The sequence below is a fragment of the Pedococcus sp. genome, assembly GCF_036554925.1.
Lineage (GTDB): Bacteria > Actinomycetota > Actinomycetes > Actinomycetales > Dermatophilaceae > Pedococcus_A.
On record NZ_DATBMI010000173.1, the window covers coordinates 1 to 17,596 of the forward strand.

Below are 17,596 nucleotides of genomic sequence, written 5' to 3' on the forward strand. Positions count from 1 at the left end.
CTGCGCGCAGCTGGCGGCAGGCCAAGCCGGAGCGGGTGCGGCTCGCCCTCACGCTGCTGGGCGAACCGTCGCCGGTCCGGCAGAAGGAGTACCGGTGAGCCGGGGCCATACGCGGATCGACCGTTGACACCCCCCTCGCGCCGGGGATTCCATGGAGGGTCGGGGGGTGGTGCTGCCGCGAGGGCAGGGCCGGCCTCGGCACCTGCGGAGCACGACATGACTGGTCACCGGAATCGACGCCTCCTGCTCGCCGCTGCTGTGACGACCGCCGCCATCGTGGTGGCCGTGCAGCCTGCCCGCGGGCACACGCACCCCACGCCGATCGAGCGCGCGGCCCCCGGGGTCGTGGTCGTCGAGACCCGCGCCGTCGTGGAGGTCTCGCTCATCGAGCACCGCACCACGGCCGACGAGGCCGGGGTGCACATCGGCGTGCACAACAGCACGTGGAACCCGGTCCTCGGGCGGGCCAGCGGCTTCACCGTCGACCCGACGGGCGGGATCGTCACGACCGGCAGCGCCGTCGCCGCCGACCTCGAGCGCGCCAAGGTGTTCGCCGCCAACCAGGCGTTCCGCAGGGCCTACGGCACGAAGCTGCCGACCGACCCGTTCGCCCAGCAGCGGGTCGGGCCCGCCGACGACCGCACCCAGCAGCGGCTGCAGGGCTGCTACCCGCCACACAAGATCAACGACGCGGGCGGCTGCATCGTCAAGGCCCGCCTCGACCTCGTCGTCTACCCCAACGTCACCTCTCAGCAGCGCTACGGCGCGGTGCGGGCCGAGGTGCTGAGCAGCACCGACGACGTCGCCGTGCTGCGCGTGCGCGGCGCCAACAGCTGGCCGACGGTGGGCGTCGCCCGAAGCGTCGCCAACACCTACGCCCTCGGCGTGCTCGGCTTCGACGGCATCCCGGGCCCCGGCAACCCCGCGGTCTCCATCGACCAGCACCTCGCCACGCCCGGGGCCGCGGTGCTCAAGACCACCGACCTGAAGCCGGTCGAGGCCGAGGCGTCGCAGAAGCTCGCGGCGATGTTCGCCCGCAACCCGTCCTTCGCCGGCGGACCCGTCATCGACGACAAGGGCGCCGCCATCGGGCTGCTGCCCCGGGCTCCGTCGTCGGCGCAGGCGGCCCCGGACCTCGTCGGCCTCGACGAGCTGAGGGCGGTGCTCGAGAAGGCACGCGTCACGCCGCGCAACGGCTCGGTCGACCAGTTCTTCGAGACCGCGATGCACCACTACAAGAACAAGGAGTACGCCGCGTCGCTCACCGGCCTCCAGGAGTCCGTCAAGCTCTTCCCGGGCCATGCCCTCGCCACCGCCAACCTGGCCGTGGCCAAGGCCGAGGTGGCAGCGGGGCGGGGGAGGCCGTCGGCGACCAGGACCGCAACCGCCGCCGCGGCAACCGGCGGCGCGGACCTGCCCTGGGCGCTCATCGGTGGCGCGGCGGCGCTCATCGTCGCCCTCGGCGCAGCCGGCGTGCTGCTGACGCTCCGCCGCTCGCGCCGGCGCGCCACCGGCCCTGAGCCGGCGGCCGCGGCCGCTGGTCCGAGGCCGCCCCGGGCACCGGTGCCGGCCACGGTGGGGTCACCCGCGGGTGGCGTCGCGGCGGCCTCGGCCGCATCGAGACCGGGGCCGGCGACCCCCCGGACCGGTGCCACGGGGGCTCGACCGCCCTCGCAGGCTGTGCCGCGGCCTGCCTCCCCGGGGCCGGGCTCCCAGGCTGCCCCGCGACCCGCCTCGCCGGTGCCGCCCGGAGCGCGCCAGAACGCCGCCGGTCCCGGCCAGGCGCCACGACACGCTCAGCCCGGGGCACCCGTCGGGGCCGGTCAGCAGGCGCGCTCCGCGCCCAGCCAGGCCTCGGCCCTGCGGCAGCGCCCGGACCAGAAGCCCGTGACGGGCGGCCAACCAGCCGGCTCGGTGGCGGCGGCCCCCGGTGAGCAGCCGTCCGCCCTGAGCGGCCAGGTGCGTTACTGCACCACGTGCGGCGGCCGGCTCGCGCCCCAGCACCAGTTCTGCGGGTGGTGCGGTGCGCCGGTCGAGTAGGCGGGAGAGGGGGACCCGTGGCCGAGTTCGACGCCGGGACTGAGATCGCCGGCTACCGCGTCGAGTCCGTCATCGGCCGCGGGGGGATGGCGGTGGTCTACCGCGCCGAGGACACCCGGCTCGGCCGCAAGGTGGCGCTCAAGCTCCTCTCCCCGTCGCTCGCGGAGAACGAGCAGTTCCAGCAGCGGTTCATCCGGGAGTCGCGCCTGGCCGCCTCCCTCGACCACCCCAACATCGTGCCCATCTACGAGGCCGGCGAGTCGGGGGGCCACCTGTTCATCGCGATGCGCTACGTGCCCGGCACCGACCTCAAGGGCCTGATCAGCCACGAGGCGCCCCTGCCCCCGGCGCGGGTGATGCGGCTGTTCGTGCAGATCGGCGACGCCCTCGACGCCGCCCACGTGCTCGGGCTCGTCCACCGGGACGTCAAGCCCGGCAACATCCTCATCACCTCGGTGACCGAGCACTCCGGGCACGCCCACCCCGACCACGTCTACCTCACCGACTTCGGCCTGACCAAGCGCACGTCGTCGCTCTCCGGCTCGCTCACCGGCACCGGCCACTTCCTCGGCACCGTCGACTACGTCTCGCCCGAGCAGATCCAGGGGGCCCCGGTCGGGCCGGCCACCGACATCTACGCCCTCGGATGCGTCCTCTACGAGTGCCTCACCGGGCGGCTGCCGTTCAGCCGCGACGACGACGCCGCCGTGCTCTGGGCCCACCTCGTGGAGCACCCCCCACCGGTGTCGGCGATCCGGTCGGAGCTCTCGCCCGCCGTCGACGCGGTGGTGGCACGGGCCATGGCCAAGGCACCGGAGGACCGCTACGACTCGTGCCGCGACCTCGTGCGCGACCTCGAGGACGCGCTCAGCCGCGATACCGACCTGTCCGCCGCCGGAGCCGGCGTGCCGGTCGCCCGCCATCGCGGTGGCGGGGTGGTGCCCGACGACCCCACCACGGGGGAGACGAGCACCACGCCCGCACCGGGTGGGCCACAGCCCGGTTCGGCGCGGACCGCCGGCCCAGGCGGTGACGAGACGGTCGGATGGGTCTCGCATCCCTCCCTGCCGCCGGGGGCCCTCGCTCCACCGGGGGCCGCGGCCACCGGCGGGCCCGGGGTCGCGCAGCCCGGCCAGCCCGACCTCGACGACCTGCAGGACCTCGAGGAGGTGGACGAGCCCGCTTCGTGGGCAGGCTGGGACGGGGCCGGGGACGAGCCGGTCCCCGCGGACGACGAGACGGATGACAGTGTCGCCGCTGAGGAGTGGGCGCCCGAGGAGGAGGAGTGGGCGCCGGGTCCGGGCGAGGAGTGGGCGGCGGCGGCCCCTGACGAGGAGTGGCAGCAGGAGCAACCGGCCGCGCTCGTCGCCCCCGCCCCGGCGTCGCCGCGCCGGGGGCGGTGGGTCCTGCTCGCGGTGGCGGTGCTCGTGCTCGTCCTCGCCGGGGTGGCGACGGTGCTCTGGCTGCAGTCCCGTCCCGAGGGCACGAAGGCCTTCGCCAGCCAGACCGCCCTGATCCAGTTCTCGCTGCGCCACCCCGAGAGCTGGACGCCCGCCGAGGAGGGCATCAACGTGGTCATCTCCCCGGCGCCCGACGCCATGCGCACGGTCTTCGTCGACGGCGAGTCCGACCCCTGGGCGCAGCCGCGAGAGGTCCTCGCCTCCCGGCCAGAGGACGCCCGCGGCGTGTATGCCACCACCCAGGGCAGTGCGCCCGGCGAGTCCACCGAGGAGCTGCGGGAGTTCGTCACCAACCAGCTCGCCCAGGCCGGCCTGGTCAAGGTCGACCTCGGCTCCACCCACCAGCAGCCTCGGATCGGTGGTCTCCCCGGCCATGAGTTCGAGGCCACGTTGTCGGACCCCCAGGCTCCGGGCACCCGGCTGTACTCGGTCGTCGACGTGGTGCTCCACCCCAGCGGGGTGGCGATGTTCGTCCTCTTCGCGCCCTCCGACGGCTTCGAGGGGGAGCGCCCGACCCTCGTGGCGATCCGCGACAGCATCGCGTTCCCCGGGTGAGCCCGCCACGCACGTCCACGGCGGACCACGCCTGGCCACGCCAGGTTGGCCCCGGTGCTCGGCGGCGCTTCAGCTCCGGGCGGCCTCGACGCAGGTGGTGATCTCCGCGAGCATCGCCGCGACCTCGCCGGGCCGCGGGCTGTGCAGGCGGTTGGCCCGCCGCGCCGCGACCTTGAGCAGCAGGGCGGCCTCGTAGCCGTGGCTGCGGTGCAGGATGCCCGCTCGCTCCCCCGCGTCCACCCCGCGCTCCGCCATCCGCTCGTCGTAGGCGGTGAGGAAGGCCTCGGCGGCAGCCTCGAACCACGCCCGGGTGCCCGCGCGGTGGTACCACAGGCCGGGCGGGCGGAGGTAGGCGAGGAAGTAGCCGACGTCGAGGGCCGCGTCGGCCAGGGCGAACTGGTCGAAGTCGACGACGACGGCGGCTCCGCCGCGGAAGAGCAGCTGGCTCGGCTTGTACGACCCGTGGGTCGGCCGCAGCGTCTCGGGCGAGGTGGCCGTCAGGGTTGCGCCGACCGAGGCCGCCACCCGCTCGGCCTCCGCGGCCAGCGCGGGAACGTAGGACCCCACCGTGACGGCCCGCTTGGCGGCCTTGGCCGCCTCGGCCGCCCCCGGGCGCAGCGGGGTGTCCGGCCGGGCGGTCGCGGAGGTGTGCAGGTCGGCGAGGGCACGCGCCGATCGGCGGATCCCCTCGACGGGCAGGTCGGCGCCGAACCGCACCACCTCGGTGCCCGGCAGGGCCGGCGGCTCGGAGTGGCGGCTGCCGAGGTCCTCCGCGAGGAGCAGCGGCACGGGCGCGGCAAGGGACAGGGGACGGGCGGTCCACGCCTCGCCGTCCTGCGCGGCCCACAGCCGTTCCATGAGGTCGGCGGCGCCGGCAGCCTCCTCCAGGTCGCCGTAGAGCTTGCCCACGACGGTGACCACGTGGCGGTGGCCGTCCTCGTCGTCGGCGTGCACGGCATACCTCACCACGCAGCGGTCGCCGGGCTTGTAGCGCACCGGCGTGGCCACGACGTCCACGACGGTCCAGTCCCGCCCCGAGGGCTCCCCGACGGCGCGGGCGGCCGCGTCCCGCAGCGCCTGCCACACCGGCGACGCGGCGGTGGGCGCCATGACCTCGTTGAGGTGGCCGAGCCGCTGGTCGGCGGGGAAACGCTCGATCGTCACGCCCGTCGCGTCGGCGACGTCGTGGGCCATGGCGGCCTCGTCCACCGTCACCGTGTAGATGGCGTCGCGCCCGGTGGTGCCGAACACCGCGACCATGCCGCGACCCGGCTTGCGCCGCAGGTAGGTCAGGGCGGGCCGCGCCGGGTGACCGGGCTCGGTGGCGAGTGAGGCCTCGAGCAGCGCGGCCACGGTGGTCGGGGTCCATGTCGTGGTGGGGCCAGTCGTGGTGGGGCCAGTCGTGGTGGGGCCAGTCGTGGTGGGGCCAGTCGTGGTGGGGCTCGTCGGGGACGGGGTGGTGGTCATCGGCGATCGGTCCTTGCGGTGGGCGGGCGGTCAGGCAGTGGGGGACAGGGTGGCGGTGGTGTGTCGCTCGACGAGCCGGAGCATCGAGCCGGCCGGATCGGTGGCCGCGCCGAACCCGGGAAAGGCGTTGACGTCGATGACCTTCGGGCCCCGGTCGGTGACCAGCAGGTCGACGCCGAACAGCTCGAGGCCGAGGGCTGCCCCGGCCGCCAGCGCGGTGCTGGACCACTCCGCCGGCATCCGCTCCGGGTCGAGCGCCACGTCGGAGGACTTGTCGACCACCTCCAGGGCACCCGGGCGCCGGGCCGCCGACAGCTCTCCGCCGATCACCCAGACCTTGATGTCAAAGCCGTCGTTGTCGATGAACTCCTGCGCGACCACCGGCTCGTCACCCCACTCGGGAACGAGCGCGAGCAGGTCGCCGATGTCGCGCACGAGGGTCACGAGGTCTCCCCGGCCGCTCGTGCGGCTCTTGACGACCAGGGGCCAGGGCAGGATGTGCCGGGCCAGGGCGTCGCGCGCCATCAGCGACAGCGAGGGGAAGGCCCACGTTCGGGGCGCCGGGACGCCGGCCAGGTCGAGCATCGTGGACATGGCCCAGCGGTCGAGTACCGCCGAGGTGGCCGCGGGGCTGTTGAGGACCACCGCGCCCGCCCACTCGGCGCTGTGGGCCAGGGCCCGGGCCTCGGGGGTGCGCGACTTCAGGAGGTAGACGTCGGCTGGGGGGCCGGGGTGCCACGGCGAGCCGGGGGCCTCGGCCGCAGCGGGACTCCAGACGCTGACCTCGTGCTGCTGGGCCAGCGCGTCCATGACGGCCGCGAGGACGGGCTTGGGGGTGCCGTCGGCGAGCAGGCAGATCTTCATGCCGAGACCTCCATGGCGAGGGTAGTGCGGGCGGCGGGGGTGGCGGATCCGGTCTCTGGCGTAGATGCGGCGGCGGTGCCGGCGGCGCGGTGGGCCATCCGCAGCACCGAGCGGGCCAGGCGCTCGGCAGCGTCCGGGATGCCGCCGAAGCTGGGGAAGTCGTTGACGTCCAGGACGACCCAGCCGTCCTCGGTCTCGACCACGTCGACGCCGTAGATGTCGAGGCCGAACGCCTCGCCCACGGCCAGCGCGATCTCGCGCAGCTCGTCGGTCACGGGGATCAGCTCCTCGACGACGTCCTCGCCGGGGTGCAGCGGCGAGCGGCGGACGGCGGCGAAGACCTCCTCGCCGGTGTTGTAGAGCTTCACGTCGTAGCCGGGGTTGGGCAGGTAGGGCTGGACCAGCAGGAAGCCGCTGTCGTCGATGTCGAGCTCGGCGAGCTCCTCCGGCGAGTCGACCCGCAGGATCTGCTCGCACGAGCTGCCGTTGTTGGGCTTGACGACCAACGGGTACATCTCGCGCGGGGTCTGGACCAGCACCTGGGCGCGGGAGGCGAAGAACGTCGTGGGGAACGGGATGCCGGCGGCGCGGGTGCGGCTCGCGGCCACCGCCTTGTCGCGGGCCAGGCGGATCGCCTTGTGGTCGTTGAGGGTGGTGGCGCCGGCGGCGGCGACCGCCTCGAGGATGCTCAGGCCGGGCCCGCCGGAGACGGTCTTGAGGACGAACGCGTCGTAGGCCTTGCCGAGAAGCGCGTCGAGGTCGGTGAGCTGGGTGCGCGGCCGCAGGATGTCGACCTCGTGGCCCCAGGCCCGAAGCACGTCGGCGACCACGCCCGGCATGGCGTCGGTCTCGTACTTCTCCTCGACGATGAAGCACAGGCGCGTCGGCCGGGTGAGGGCCGGGCCCGTGATCGTCTGCATCACGGAGGAGAAGGAGCTGCGCCGCGTCTCGGTCCGGCTCGGAGCTGACATGTCGTCCACCTGGTTCCTGCTTTCGGGTTCTCGCCGGCGTCCTTGCCGACCCCTCGAGAGTCCCGCCGCGTGGCCCGCGCCGGCAGGCACCCAAGGTGCGGGGTGGGCGCGCCCGGGGTGTGGTCGATCCCCACCTTGGTGGGTGTGGAGCACCGGTATGCGGCGCGCGGCATACCGGTGCACCCCCGCCCCCATCGCGGCACAGCCCGGTCACCACCCAGGGGTGGCCGGGACTCACCCTTCGAGGGGCTGGCCCCACCCCTGGGGCGGCTGGTGGGGACGGCGCCGTGGCGGGACCGTCGAACCAGGGTCGGCCCGCAGCCCGGACCGGCCCCGTCAGGACCGAGGAGGGTCACCATGGACACGACACGCGTCACGCCGGTGCAGGTCATCGGCCACCGCGGCGCTCCCGGCCCGCAGCGCCGGGAGAACACCGTGCGGGCGGTCGAGGCCGCCCTGGCGCGGGGTGCCGACGGCGTCGAGGTCGACGTCCGGCTCACCGGCGACGGCGCGCTGGTCTGCAGCCACGACCCCTCGATGCGCACCGCCCTCGGCGACGCGCTCACCGTCGTCCGCCACACCCTGCCCGACCTGCGCCGTGCGGCGCGGCGGGCAGGTGAGCCCGTGGCGACGCTGGAGCAGGTGCTGGCGGCGGTGCGGAGGGCGGGCCCGTGCCGGCTGGTGGTCGAGCTCAAGCCGGTCGCGGACGCACTGACGGCAGGGCGGACCGTGGCCGCCGTGGTCGAGGCCCTGGCCGGCGCAGGACCGGAGACCGAGGTGACGGTCTCGTCGTTCGACTGGGCGCTGCTCGACCAGATGGGGGCCCGCTGGGCCGTGGCGCTGCCCGGCCGGCCGCTCCGGACCGCGCTGCTCGGCCCGCGCGGGGTGCCGGCCCACGTCGTGCTGCGGCACGCGGTGGAGGAGGGCCACGCCGAGGTGCACCTCGGCCTGGACACCCTGCGGCGGGCCCCGCACGCCGTGCGCCTGGCTCGACACCTCGGCGTCGGCGTCGTCGTCTGGACCGTCAACGGTCGCGACGACCTGCGCCGGGTAGCGGGGTGGGGTGTCGACGCGGTCATCACCGACGATGTCGTCCTCGCCCGAGAGGCCCTTCGGGTCGGCCCCGCCCCGGCGCCAGACGGGCTCGCCGCATGCTGACCCCTGGCGAGGCGCACGCCGTATCGTGGGCGGATGGAGCATGGTCGGGTATGACCGGTCACCAGCCCGGGCCCCAGCCGGGGGAGAGCGCCGCACGGGCCACCGACTCGTGGGCGGAGGGCTCGTCGCTGCTCTACCGCGACGCCGAGGGTGCGCGGCAGGTCGTCTCCCTCGAGCCACTCTCGTCGCTGACCATCGGCCGTGGGTCCGGGTGCGACCTGCGCCTCCCCTGGGACGAGAGGGTCTCCCGGGTGCACGCGCAGCTCGACCGGGTCGGGCAGCACTGGACGGTCGTCGACGACGGGCTCTCGCGCAACGGGACCTTCCTCAACGGGGAACGGGTCAGCGGCCGGCGCCGGCTGCATGACGGCGACACCCTCGTCCTCGGTGAGACCACCTTCAGCTTCCGTGACGTGCGGGGACGGACCTCGCAGCTGACGACGGTGCAGGACGAGGTCCTCACCGTGGCGTCCCTGTCCGCCACGCAGCGCCAGATCCTCATCGCCCTCTGCCGGCCGTACAAGCAGGACACCCCGTACGCCACGCCCGCGTCGAACCTGCAGGTCGCCGCCGAGGTCTTCCTGAGCGTGGACGCCGTCAAGACCCACCTGCGCACGCTCTTCCAGAAGTTCCACATCGAGGACCTGCCGCAGAACCAGAAACGGGTCAAGCTGGTCGAGCGCGCGTTCGCGCTGGGCATCATCACCCGCCGCGACCTGTAGCCGGGTGCCTCAGAACGCGGCGCTGGGCACCCACCCGCCGTGCGCCTCGCGCAGCACGTCGACGACCTCCCCGATCGTGGCGTAGGCCTTGACCGCCTCGACGGTCGCCGGCATGACCGAGCGGCCCGCGGTGACGTCCGCGCGCAGCCGTCTGAGGGCCGCGTCCACCGCGGCACCGTCGCGGCGTGCCCGCACCTCCTGCACCGCCTTGACCTGCTCGGCCTCCGACGCCGGGTCGATGCGGAACACCTCCAGCGGCTCGGCGGCCGCAGGGAAACGGTTGACCCCCACGACCACCCGGTCACCGGACTCCACCGTCAGGGTGTGCCGGTATGCCGCGTCGCTGAGCTCGCGGGCGAACTCGCCGGACTCGATGCACGCCAGGGCGCCGCCGCGCACCTCGATGTGCTCCAGGAGGTGCCAGATCGAGGACTCGAGCTCGTCGGTGAGCTGCTCGACGGCATACGACCCCGCCAGGGGGTCCACTGTCGTGGTGAGGCCGGTCTCGAAGGCGACCACCTGCTGGGTGCGCAGCGCCAGCGTGGCGGCCGACTCGGTGGGCACGCCGAGCGCCTCGTCGTAGGCGGAGACGTGCATCGTCTGCACGCCGGCCAGGGCGGCGGCGGTGGCCTCGACGGAGGCGCGCACGACGTTGTTGAGCGGCTGCTGCGCCGTGAGCGACGAGCCGGCGGTGAAGGCGAAGATCCGCAGCTGGTGGCTGCGCGGGTCCTGGGCGCCGTAGTGGTCGCGCATCAGCCGGGCCCACACGCGCCGGGCCGCGCGGAACTTCGCGACCTCCTGCAGCACGTCGGTGGTGATCGCGAGGAAGGTGAACAGCGTCGGCGCCACGGCGTCGACGGACACCCCGCGGCGCACGCACTCGTCGAGGTAGGCACGGGCGTTGGCGAAGGTGAACGCGATCTCCTGCGTGGCCGAGGCCCCCGACTCGCGGATGTGGTAGCCGCTCATGGCCAGCGGCGTCCAGTTGGGGACGTGCTCGGCGCAGTACTCGATGCAGTCGACGGCCAGGCGCAGCGACGGCTCGGGCGGGAAGATCTGGGTGCCGCGGGCGATGAACTCCTTGAGCACGTCGTTCTGGATGAACATGCCGAACTCGTTGGGGGAGACGTCGCGCTTCTCGGCCAGGGCGATGAACAGCGCCGCCCAGATGTAGCCGATGGAGTTGGCCGTCGTGCGGACCTGGCTGATCTTCTCCAGTGGGATGCCGTCCATGAGGATCTCGATGTCGGCGAGGCTGTCGATGGCCACGCCGACCCGCCCGACCTCGCCGGCCGCCCGCGGGTCGTCGCTGTCGATGCCCATCTGGGTGGGCAGGTCCATCGCCACCGAGAACCCGGTGACGCCGGCATCGAGGAGCCGGCGGAAGCGCTCGTTGGACTCCCGCGGCGTGCCGAAGCCGGCGTACTGCCCCATGATCCACGGCTTGGGCTCGGCGGAAACCCCTCTGGTGTAGGGGAACTCGCCCGGGTGCTCGGCACCCTCGGGGGCGTAGTCCGTCTTGAGCCGGGGGTCCTCGCCCCTCACCGCGCCACCTCCACGGTGCTGTGGCCGCCCGCCGCGCTCTCCGCGTCGAGCTGTGCGCGCAGCACCTTCTTGGCGATCTTGCCGGTGGAGTTGAGCGGGAACTCGGTCACCACCCGCACCTCCTTGGGCTTCTTGTAGGACGCCATCCGCTCGCGGCAGTGCGCCATCACCGTGTCCGTGTCGACGCTCGCGCCCGGCCGAGCGGTCACGAGCGCGACGACCCGCTGTCCCCAGTCCTGGTCGGCCACGCCCACGACGGCGACCTCGGCGACGGACGGCACCTCGGCGATGACCTCCTCGACCTCGCGGGGGTAGATGTTGTAGCCGCCGCTGATGATCATGTCGCCCTTGCGGTCGACCAGCCACAGGTGGCCGTCGGCGCTCATCCGGCCGAGGTCGCCGGTGTGCAGCCATCCGTCGACGACCGCCTTGGACAGGTCGGTGCGCTGCGCGGCGTTGAAGTAGCCGGCCATGACGTGGTCGCCTCGCGTGACGACCTCGCCGGTCTCGCCGGGCGGCACCTCGCGGCCCTCCCCGTCGACGACCGCGATCTCGACGCCGAGCGCGGGGCGGCCGGCGGAGGTCAGCAGCTCGGTCTCGCCCGCCAGGCCGCGCGCGTGGTCGGCGGCGTCGAGCACGGTGACGGGCGGGATCGCCTCGACCAGCCCGTAGTACTGCACGAGGTTCGGCGTCAGCCGTTCGTGGGCCTGCCGCATCTGCTCCGGGGGCATCGGCGCGCCGGCGTAGCCGAGCATCTTCAGCCCGCGCAGGGCGTCTCGGTCGGCGCCGGAGGCGAGCAGCCGGGCGACCATCGTCGGCACGACGGCGGTGTGCGTGGCGCCGCGCTCGCGCACGGCGGCGACGAACTCGTCCGGGTCCCAAGCCGGTTGGATGACCTGCCGCGCGCCAGCGACGAGGAACGGCAGCACGAACAGGCCGGACGTGTGGGTGATCGGTCCTGCGTGGACGTAGCAGTCGTCCGCGCCGGGCGGGCCGCCGAGCACGTCCTGGGTCATGTTCACGACCGAGGCCATCCAGTTGCGATGGGTGCGCTGCGCTCCCTTGGGGTGCCCGGTGGTGCCCGAGGAGTAGTGCAGGCCGCACAGGGCGTCCGGCTCCCGGGCGGGGATGCGGCCCGACGGCGCCTCGGCGATGAGCCTCTCGAGCGGGAGCCCCGGCCCGTCGCCGGTGCACACGACGACGTCGATGCCGCCGCGGAGGGCCTCGGTCTGCTCCTCGAAAGCCGGGTCGTAGACCAGGCCGCGGGCGCCGGAGTCGTTGGCGATCCGCTCCCAGTCGCTGGGGTGCAGGCGGTGGTTGAGGGCGGCGCGGACCAGCCCGGCCGCGCGGATGGCCAGGTCGGTCTCGAGGTATGCCGTGGAGTTGCGCTGCAGGTCGAGCACCCGGTCTCCGGGTCGCAGGCCCTGCGCGAGAAGACCGCTCGCGATGCGGGTGACCCGGTCGCCGAGCTCGGCGAAGGTGCGGTCTGCGTCGGGGCCCTCCACCGCGACCCGGTCACCGAAGCGCTGGGCGGCGCGCGTGACGAGTGTGCCGATGTCCATGTCAGGCCTCCTGGCGCAGGATCGGGGCGCTCGGGTCGCTCGGGTCGGTGGGCGCGACGTAGGCCGCGTCGAGCACGCGCACCCCGCGGCCGGACTCGAGCACCGTGACGGGGTTGAGGTCGAGCTCGAAGCCGGCCGGCCACCCTTCGACCAGGTCGCAGACGCGGAGCACGGCCGCGACGAGGGCCTCGCGGTCGGCCGGGGCAGCGCCGCGGACACCCGAGAGCAGGGCGCCGAGCCGGGTCTCGTCGACCATGGCCTCGACGTCGTCCCGGTCGACCGGCAGCACCCGCAGTGCCACGTCGTGCAACACCTCGGTGAGCACGCCACCCACGCCCACGGCCAGCACCGGACCGAGCGGCGAGGGCGAGACACCCACGAGCGCCTCGACGCCGCCGGGGACGAGCTCCTCGACGAGCACCTCTCCGCCGAGCGCGGCGACCTTGTCCCAGGCCGCGCCCGCGTCCTCGGCGGTCACGCCGACGATGACGCCCCCGGCGTCGCTCTTGTGCAGCAGCCCAGGCACGACGGCCTTGAACACCGCGCGGCCGCCGACCTCTGCGACGGCCTTGCGGGCATCCTGCGCCGAGGTGGCCACGCGGCCGCCGGGCACGGGGACGCCCGCGGCGGCCAGCAGCTCCTTCATCTCCTGCTCACTGGCACCGGTGCTCGGCACCGCCTCGGCGGCATACCCGGCAGGCCCGCCGGACAGGCGAACCGGGGCAGGCGCCGACGGGCGCTCGGCGGAGAACTGGACCAGGGCCGCCGCCGCGCGGACTGCACGAGCAGGTGTGGGGTAGCAGGGGATCCCGGCCGCACGCATCTGCGCTCCGGCGTCCGGGGCCAGGTGGTCCGCACCCGTGCGGACGGCGATGACCGGTGTGCCGGACCGCTCCGCCACCCGCGCCAGGCTCGCCACGACGTCGTCGACGTCCTTGCCGGTGAGGACGCAGAAACAGGCGACGATGACGTCGACGCCCGGGTCGTCGGCGATGACGTCGAGGGCGCGGTCGAAGAGGCTGGCGTTGCTCATCACCGAGGCGGTGACGTCGACCGGGTTCGCGGTGGAGCCGAACGCCGGGACGATCTCGTCGAGCACGCGAAGGGTCTCCGGTGACAGGACGGCCACCTCGAGCCCGTGGGCCTCGAGGGCGTCGGCGGCGAGGATGCCGGAGCCGCCGGACGTCGTGACCACCGCGACGCGTCGACCCGTCGGCCGCTGCCGGGCCGTCATGGCGTCACCCACGTCGAGCAGCTCGTCGACGTCATCGACGCGCACGATGCCGAGCTGTCGCAGGGCGGCGTCGACGACCCGGTCACCCGCCGCGAGGGCACCGGTGTGCGAGGCGGCCGCGCGGGCACCGGCATCGGAACGGCCCGCCTTGAGCACCGCCACGGGGGTGCCGGCGGCCGCGACGGCTCGCAGGCCCTCGAAGTCCGCGACCGTCTCGAGGTAGGCGAGCAGGCCCCGGCAGCCCGGCTCGAGAGTCAGGGCCCGCATGACCTCGACCGCCGAGACGTCGGCCTCGTTGCCGGTGTTGACCACCCAGCCGAGGCCGAGGCCCCGCTCGAAGGCCAGTGACACGGCGCCGTAGCCCAGCGCCCCGCTCTGGCTCACGAAGCCGATGTCACCGGGCACGAGCTCGGTGCGCTCACCGGAGAACAGCGGGGAGAACGAGCTGACCTGGCCGGTCGCCACACCCACGCTGCCGATGCAGTTGGGCCCGACCAGCCGCACGCCGCCCTCGCGGGCAGCCTGGACCACCTCGTCCTGGAGGGCGGCACCCGCCTCGCCGGTCTCGGCGAAGCCACTGGTGCAGATCACGGCCACGGGCACTCCGGCCGCCGCGCAGTCCTGCACGGTCGCCAGCACGCGCGGGGCGGCCACCATCACCATGGCGAGGTCGACCGGGCCGTGCTGCTCCACGCACTCGCGCAGCGAGGCGTGCGACGGCAGCCCGGCCACGGGCGCGCCGTCCGGACGCACGGGAAGGATGTGACCGGCATACCCGTAACGCTGGAGGAACTCGACCGGGAGCCGGCCGAGGGAGCCGGGCTTGTCGCTGGCGCCCACGACGGCGACGCTGCGGGCGGACCACAGGGCGGCAAGGGGGTCACGCCCCGTGGTGGGGGCGCCGTGCTCAGGCGTCATGCGGGCGCCACCTGGCGTGCCGGGTGCCCGTTGCGCCCTCACGGACCAGCTGCAGCCGCGGCTTGGGGCCGTCGGTGCGACCGGCCTGCGGCTTCCGGCGGCCGGCGCGCCACGGCATCGGCCACTGCGCGCCCGGGCCGTCGTAGTCCTGCTCGACCGCGGCGTGCAGCGTCCAGCTCGGGTCGTAGAGGTGGGCGCGGCCCACGGCGCACAGGTCGGCCCGGCCCGCCAGCACGATCGAGTTCACGTCGTCCCAGGAGGAGATGATGCCGACCGCGATGGTGGGGATGCCGACCCGGTTGCGGATCGCGTCGGCGAAGGGCGTCTGGTACGACCGGCCGAACGCGGGCGCCTCGTCGGGCGTGACCTGGCCGGTGGAGACGTCGATGGCCGCGGCGCCGGCGTCCTTGAACGCCTGGGCGATCTGCACGGCGTCGTCGACGTCGATGCCGCCCTCGACCCAGTCGGTGGCGGAGATGCGGGCCGTCATGGGTCGCTCGGACGGCCACACCGCGCGCATCGCCCGGAAGACCTCGAGCGGGTAGCGGAGCCGGTTCTCGAGGCTGCCGCCGTACTCGTCGTCGCGCTGGTTGGTCAGCGGCGAGATGAACGAGGAGAGCAGGTAGCCGTGGGCGCAGTGCAGCTCGAGCAGGTCGAAGCCGGCGTCGGCCCCCCGGCGGGCGGCGTCGACGAACTGCGCCTTGACCTCCGCCAGGTCGGCGTGGGTCATCTCCCGCGGCACCTGGTTGACGCCCGGCTGGTAGGCCAGCGGGGAGCAGGAGATGACCTCCCAGTTGTCCTGCTCGAGGGGCTGGTCCATGCCCTCCCACATCAGCTTCGTCGAGCCCTTGCGGCCCGAGTGACCGAGCTGCAGGCCGATCTTGGCGGGGGTGTCGCGGTGCACGAAGTCGACGATGCGCGCCCAGGCCTGCTCCTGGGCGTCGTCCCAGATGCCGGTGCAGCCCGGGGTGATCCGGCCCTGCTCCGAGACGCAGACCATCTCGGTCATGACGAGGCCGGCGCCGCCGAGCGCCTTGCCGCCGAGGTGGGCGAAGTGGAAGTCGGTGGGCATGCCGTCGCCCTGCGCGACGTACATGTCCATCGGGGAGACGACGACCCGGTTGGCGAGCTCGAGCTCACCGAGCCGGAACGGCTGGAACATCGGCGGCGCCTCGGGCCGGCCGCCCTCGACCTGCCCGGCGAACCACTCGTCGATGCCGGCGACGAACTCGGGGTCGCGCACCCTGAGGTTGTCGTGGGTGACCCGGCGGCTGCGCGTCATGATGTTGAACGCGAACTGGGCCGGCTCCTGGTGGGTGTACTGCCCGAGGTTCTCGAACCACTCGAGGCTGGCCTGGGCGGCACGCTGGGTGGACTGCACCACCGGCTTGCGCTCCGCCTCGTAGGCGGTCAGCGCCTGGTCCAGGGTGTCGTGTTCGTGCAGGCAGGCGGCGAGGGCGAGGGCGTCCTCCATGGCGAGCTTGGTGCCCGACCCGATGGAGAAGTGCGCGGTGTGCGCGGCGTCGCCGAGGATCACGACGTTGTCATGCCGCCAGCTCTCGTTGCGGATCGTGGTGAAGGAGATCCAGCGCGAGTTGTTGGCCATCACGTCGTGGCCGTCGAGGATGTCGCCGCAGAGGTCCTTGACCTTCTCGATCGACTTCTCGTCGGAGTCGCCGGGGCGCCACTCGCGGTCGGCGAAGGCGTCGAACCCCGCTGCACGCCAGACGTCCTCGTGCATCTCGAGGATGAAGGTCGAGCCCTTGTCGTCGAAGGGGTAGCCGTGCACCTGCATGACGCCGTGCGGGGTGTCGAGGATGTGGAACGTGAAGGCGTCGAAGACCTTCGAGGTGCCCAGCCACATGTACTTGCACTGGCGCACGTCGAGGGTGGGGCGGAAGGTCTCCTCGTAGCGGCGGCGGACCGCTGAGTTGAGGCCGTCGGAGGCGAGCACGAGGTCGTGCGTGCGCGAGAGCTCCTCGACGTCGGGCGCCTCGGTGAGGAAGTGCATCGTGACGCCGAGGTCGCGGCAGCGCTCCTGGAGGATCTCGAGCAGGCGCTTGCGGCTCATCGCGGCGAACCCGTGACCGCCGCTGGTGAAGACCTCGCCGCGGTAGTGGACGTCGATGTCGTCCCAGCGGGCGAACTCGCGCTGCATCGCCGCGTAGACCGCCGGGTCGGCGTGCTCGATGCCGCCGAGGGTCTCGTCGGAGAACACCACGCCGAAGCCGAACGTGTCGTCGGGGGCATTGCGCTCCCAGACGGTGATCTCGTGGTGCGGGCCGAGCTGCTTGGCGAGGGCGGAGAAGTACAGGCCTCCGGGGCCGCCGCCGATCACAGCGATCTTCACAGGCACTCCTGTTGTCCAGTGGTCGACGGCCAGAGTATGTTGCGCTGGAAACGATCGTCAACAGAACGGTATGAAAGATGAGCCAGGGCCAGGACCGTCTCGCCGACCGTTTCGCCGACCGTTTCGCGGACCGATTCGCTGGGCGGGTCGCCGTCGTCACGGGCGGCTCCGGCGGCATCGGCCGGGCGGTCTGCGAGGGCTTCGCCACGCAGGGGGCTGCGGTGGCCGTGGTCGACCTCGACCAGGCCGCCTGCGACGCGACCGCCGCCGCCCTCTCGACCGGCGCCTCGGACGCCGGCTCCTCGGGCTCCGGGGCCAAGGGGTATGCCGTGGACGTGCGCGACCAGCGTGCCGTCGCCGACGTCATGGCGCAGGTCCGCGACGACCTCGGCTCGCTCGACGTGCTGGTCACGCTGGCCGGCGGCTCGCTGGGCACGCCGAAGGCCGTCGAGGACATCGCCCCCGAGGATGTCGACCTCGTCGTCGACGTCAACGTCAAGGGCACCTTCTACTGCGCCCAGGCAGCCGTCGCGCAGATGGGGCAGGGCGGCGCGGTCGTCACCGTCTCCTCGATCGGAGGCCGCCAACCCTCGCCGGTGACCGGGGTGCCGTACGCCGCGTCGAAGGCCGCCGTGCTCGGCCTCACCCGCCGGCTCGCACGCGAGGTCGGCCCGCGCGGCATCCGCGTCAACGCGGTGGCGCCCGGCCTCTTCCTCACCGGGCGGCTGCAGAAGATGTACGACGAGATGC

12 protein-coding genes are annotated in these 17,596 nt (G+C 73.7%); 5 read left to right on the plus strand and 7 right to left on the minus strand.

Going from position 1 to position 17,596, the window contains the following annotated elements:
• Positions 1–216: 216 nt before the first annotated feature.
• Both VIB11_RS13720 and VIB11_RS13725 read left to right on the plus strand, forming a co-directional pair.
• A complete protein-coding gene (locus tag VIB11_RS13720; RefSeq protein WP_332031795.1) occupies positions 217–2,040 on the plus strand; it encodes a hypothetical protein in 1,824 nt (607 codons plus the stop codon).
• 17 nt (positions 2,041–2,057) lie between these two features.
• Positions 2,058–4,055 (plus strand): serine/threonine-protein kinase, encoded by a 1,998-nt coding sequence (locus VIB11_RS13725; RefSeq protein WP_332031796.1) that lies wholly within the window; start codon positions 2,058–2,060, stop codon positions 4,053–4,055.
• Between the two features lie 69 nt (positions 4,056–4,124).
• On the opposite strand, the gene VIB11_RS13730 is transcribed toward VIB11_RS13725, so the two are convergent.
• The 3 genes from VIB11_RS13730 to VIB11_RS13740 all read right to left on the minus strand — a co-directional run bounded on the left by VIB11_RS13730 (position 4,125) and on the right by VIB11_RS13740 (position 7,357).
• Positions 4,125–5,408, minus strand: coding sequence for a phosphotransferase (locus VIB11_RS13730; protein ID WP_332031797.1), 1,284 nt, complete (start codon positions 5,406–5,408; stop codon positions 4,125–4,127).
• Positions 5,409–5,552: 144 nt separating this feature from the next.
• Complete coding sequence (locus VIB11_RS13735) at positions 5,553–6,386, minus strand: hypothetical protein (protein ID WP_332031798.1); 834 nt, start codon at positions 6,384–6,386, stop codon at positions 5,553–5,555.
• On the minus strand, positions 6,383–7,357 hold the full coding sequence (locus VIB11_RS13740; protein ID WP_332031799.1) for an ATP-grasp domain-containing protein: 975 nt from the start codon (positions 7,355–7,357) through the stop codon (positions 6,383–6,385). The genes VIB11_RS13735 and VIB11_RS13740 overlap by 4 nt, the downstream gene beginning before the upstream one ends.
• A 357-nt stretch (positions 7,358–7,714) precedes the next feature.
• On the opposite strand from VIB11_RS13740, the gene VIB11_RS13745 reads away from it, so the two are divergent.
• Positions 7,715–8,515 (plus strand): glycerophosphodiester phosphodiesterase, encoded by an 801-nt coding sequence (locus VIB11_RS13745; RefSeq protein WP_332031800.1) that lies wholly within the window; start codon positions 7,715–7,717, stop codon positions 8,513–8,515.
• 50 nt (positions 8,516–8,565) lie between these two features.
• Positions 8,566–9,237: an FHA domain-containing protein gene (locus VIB11_RS13750; RefSeq protein ID WP_332031801.1), complete on the plus strand. Its 672-nt coding sequence runs from the start codon at positions 8,566–8,568 to the stop codon at positions 9,235–9,237.
• 9 nt (positions 9,238–9,246) lie between these two features.
• On the opposite strand, the gene VIB11_RS13755 is transcribed toward VIB11_RS13750, so the two are convergent.
• Genes VIB11_RS13755 through VIB11_RS13770 form a run of 4 tightly spaced genes read right to left on the minus strand, consistent with a single transcriptional unit; the run spans position 9,247 to position 16,846 of the window.
• Entirely contained in the window at positions 9,247–10,782 is a 1,536-nt protein-coding gene (locus VIB11_RS13755; RefSeq protein WP_332031802.1) for an acyl-CoA mutase large subunit family protein, read from the minus strand.
• On the minus strand, positions 10,779–12,344 hold the full coding sequence (locus VIB11_RS13760) for a class I adenylate-forming enzyme family protein (protein WP_332031803.1): 1,566 nt from the start codon (positions 12,342–12,344) through the stop codon (positions 10,779–10,781). The genes VIB11_RS13755 and VIB11_RS13760 overlap by 4 nt, the downstream gene beginning before the upstream one ends.
• A 1-nt stretch (position 12,345) precedes the next feature.
• The gene (locus VIB11_RS13765) at positions 12,346–14,496 is read right to left on the minus strand and encodes an acetate--CoA ligase family protein (protein WP_332031804.1); all 2,151 of its coding nucleotides are present in this window, start codon (positions 14,494–14,496) and stop codon (positions 12,346–12,348) included.
• Entirely contained in the window at positions 14,486–16,846 is a 2,361-nt protein-coding gene (locus VIB11_RS13770) for a bifunctional salicylyl-CoA 5-hydroxylase/oxidoreductase (protein WP_332031805.1), read from the minus strand. Before VIB11_RS13770 ends, VIB11_RS13765 begins: the two co-directional genes overlap by 11 nt.
• A gap of 77 nt (positions 16,847–16,923) precedes the next feature.
• Here VIB11_RS13770 and VIB11_RS13775 point away from each other — a divergent pair.
• The coding region (locus VIB11_RS13775; RefSeq protein ID WP_332031806.1) for an SDR family NAD(P)-dependent oxidoreductase at positions 16,924–17,596 on the plus strand (673 nt) is incomplete at its 3' end.

Coding starts and splice junctions, on each gene's coding strand:
- VIB11_RS13720 (WP_332031795.1), top strand. CDS start 217: ATGACTGGTCACCGGAATCGACGCCTCCTGCTCGCCGCTGCTGTGACG.
- VIB11_RS13735 (WP_332031798.1), bottom strand. CDS start 6,386: ATGAAGATCTGCCTGCTCGCCGACGGCACCCCCAAGCCCGTCCTCGCG.
- VIB11_RS13740 (WP_332031799.1), bottom strand. CDS start 7,357: ATGTCAGCTCCGAGCCGGACCGAGACGCGGCGCAGCTCCTTCTCCTCC.
- VIB11_RS13745 (WP_332031800.1), top strand. CDS start 7,715: ATGGACACGACACGCGTCACGCCGGTGCAGGTCATCGGCCACCGCGGC.
- VIB11_RS13750 (WP_332031801.1), top strand. CDS start 8,566: ATGACCGGTCACCAGCCCGGGCCCCAGCCGGGGGAGAGCGCCGCACGG.
- VIB11_RS13760 (WP_332031803.1), bottom strand. CDS start 12,344: ATGGACATCGGCACACTCGTCACGCGCGCCGCCCAGCGCTTCGGTGAC.
- VIB11_RS13765 (WP_332031804.1), bottom strand. CDS start 14,496: ATGACGCCTGAGCACGGCGCCCCCACCACGGGGCGTGACCCCCTTGCC.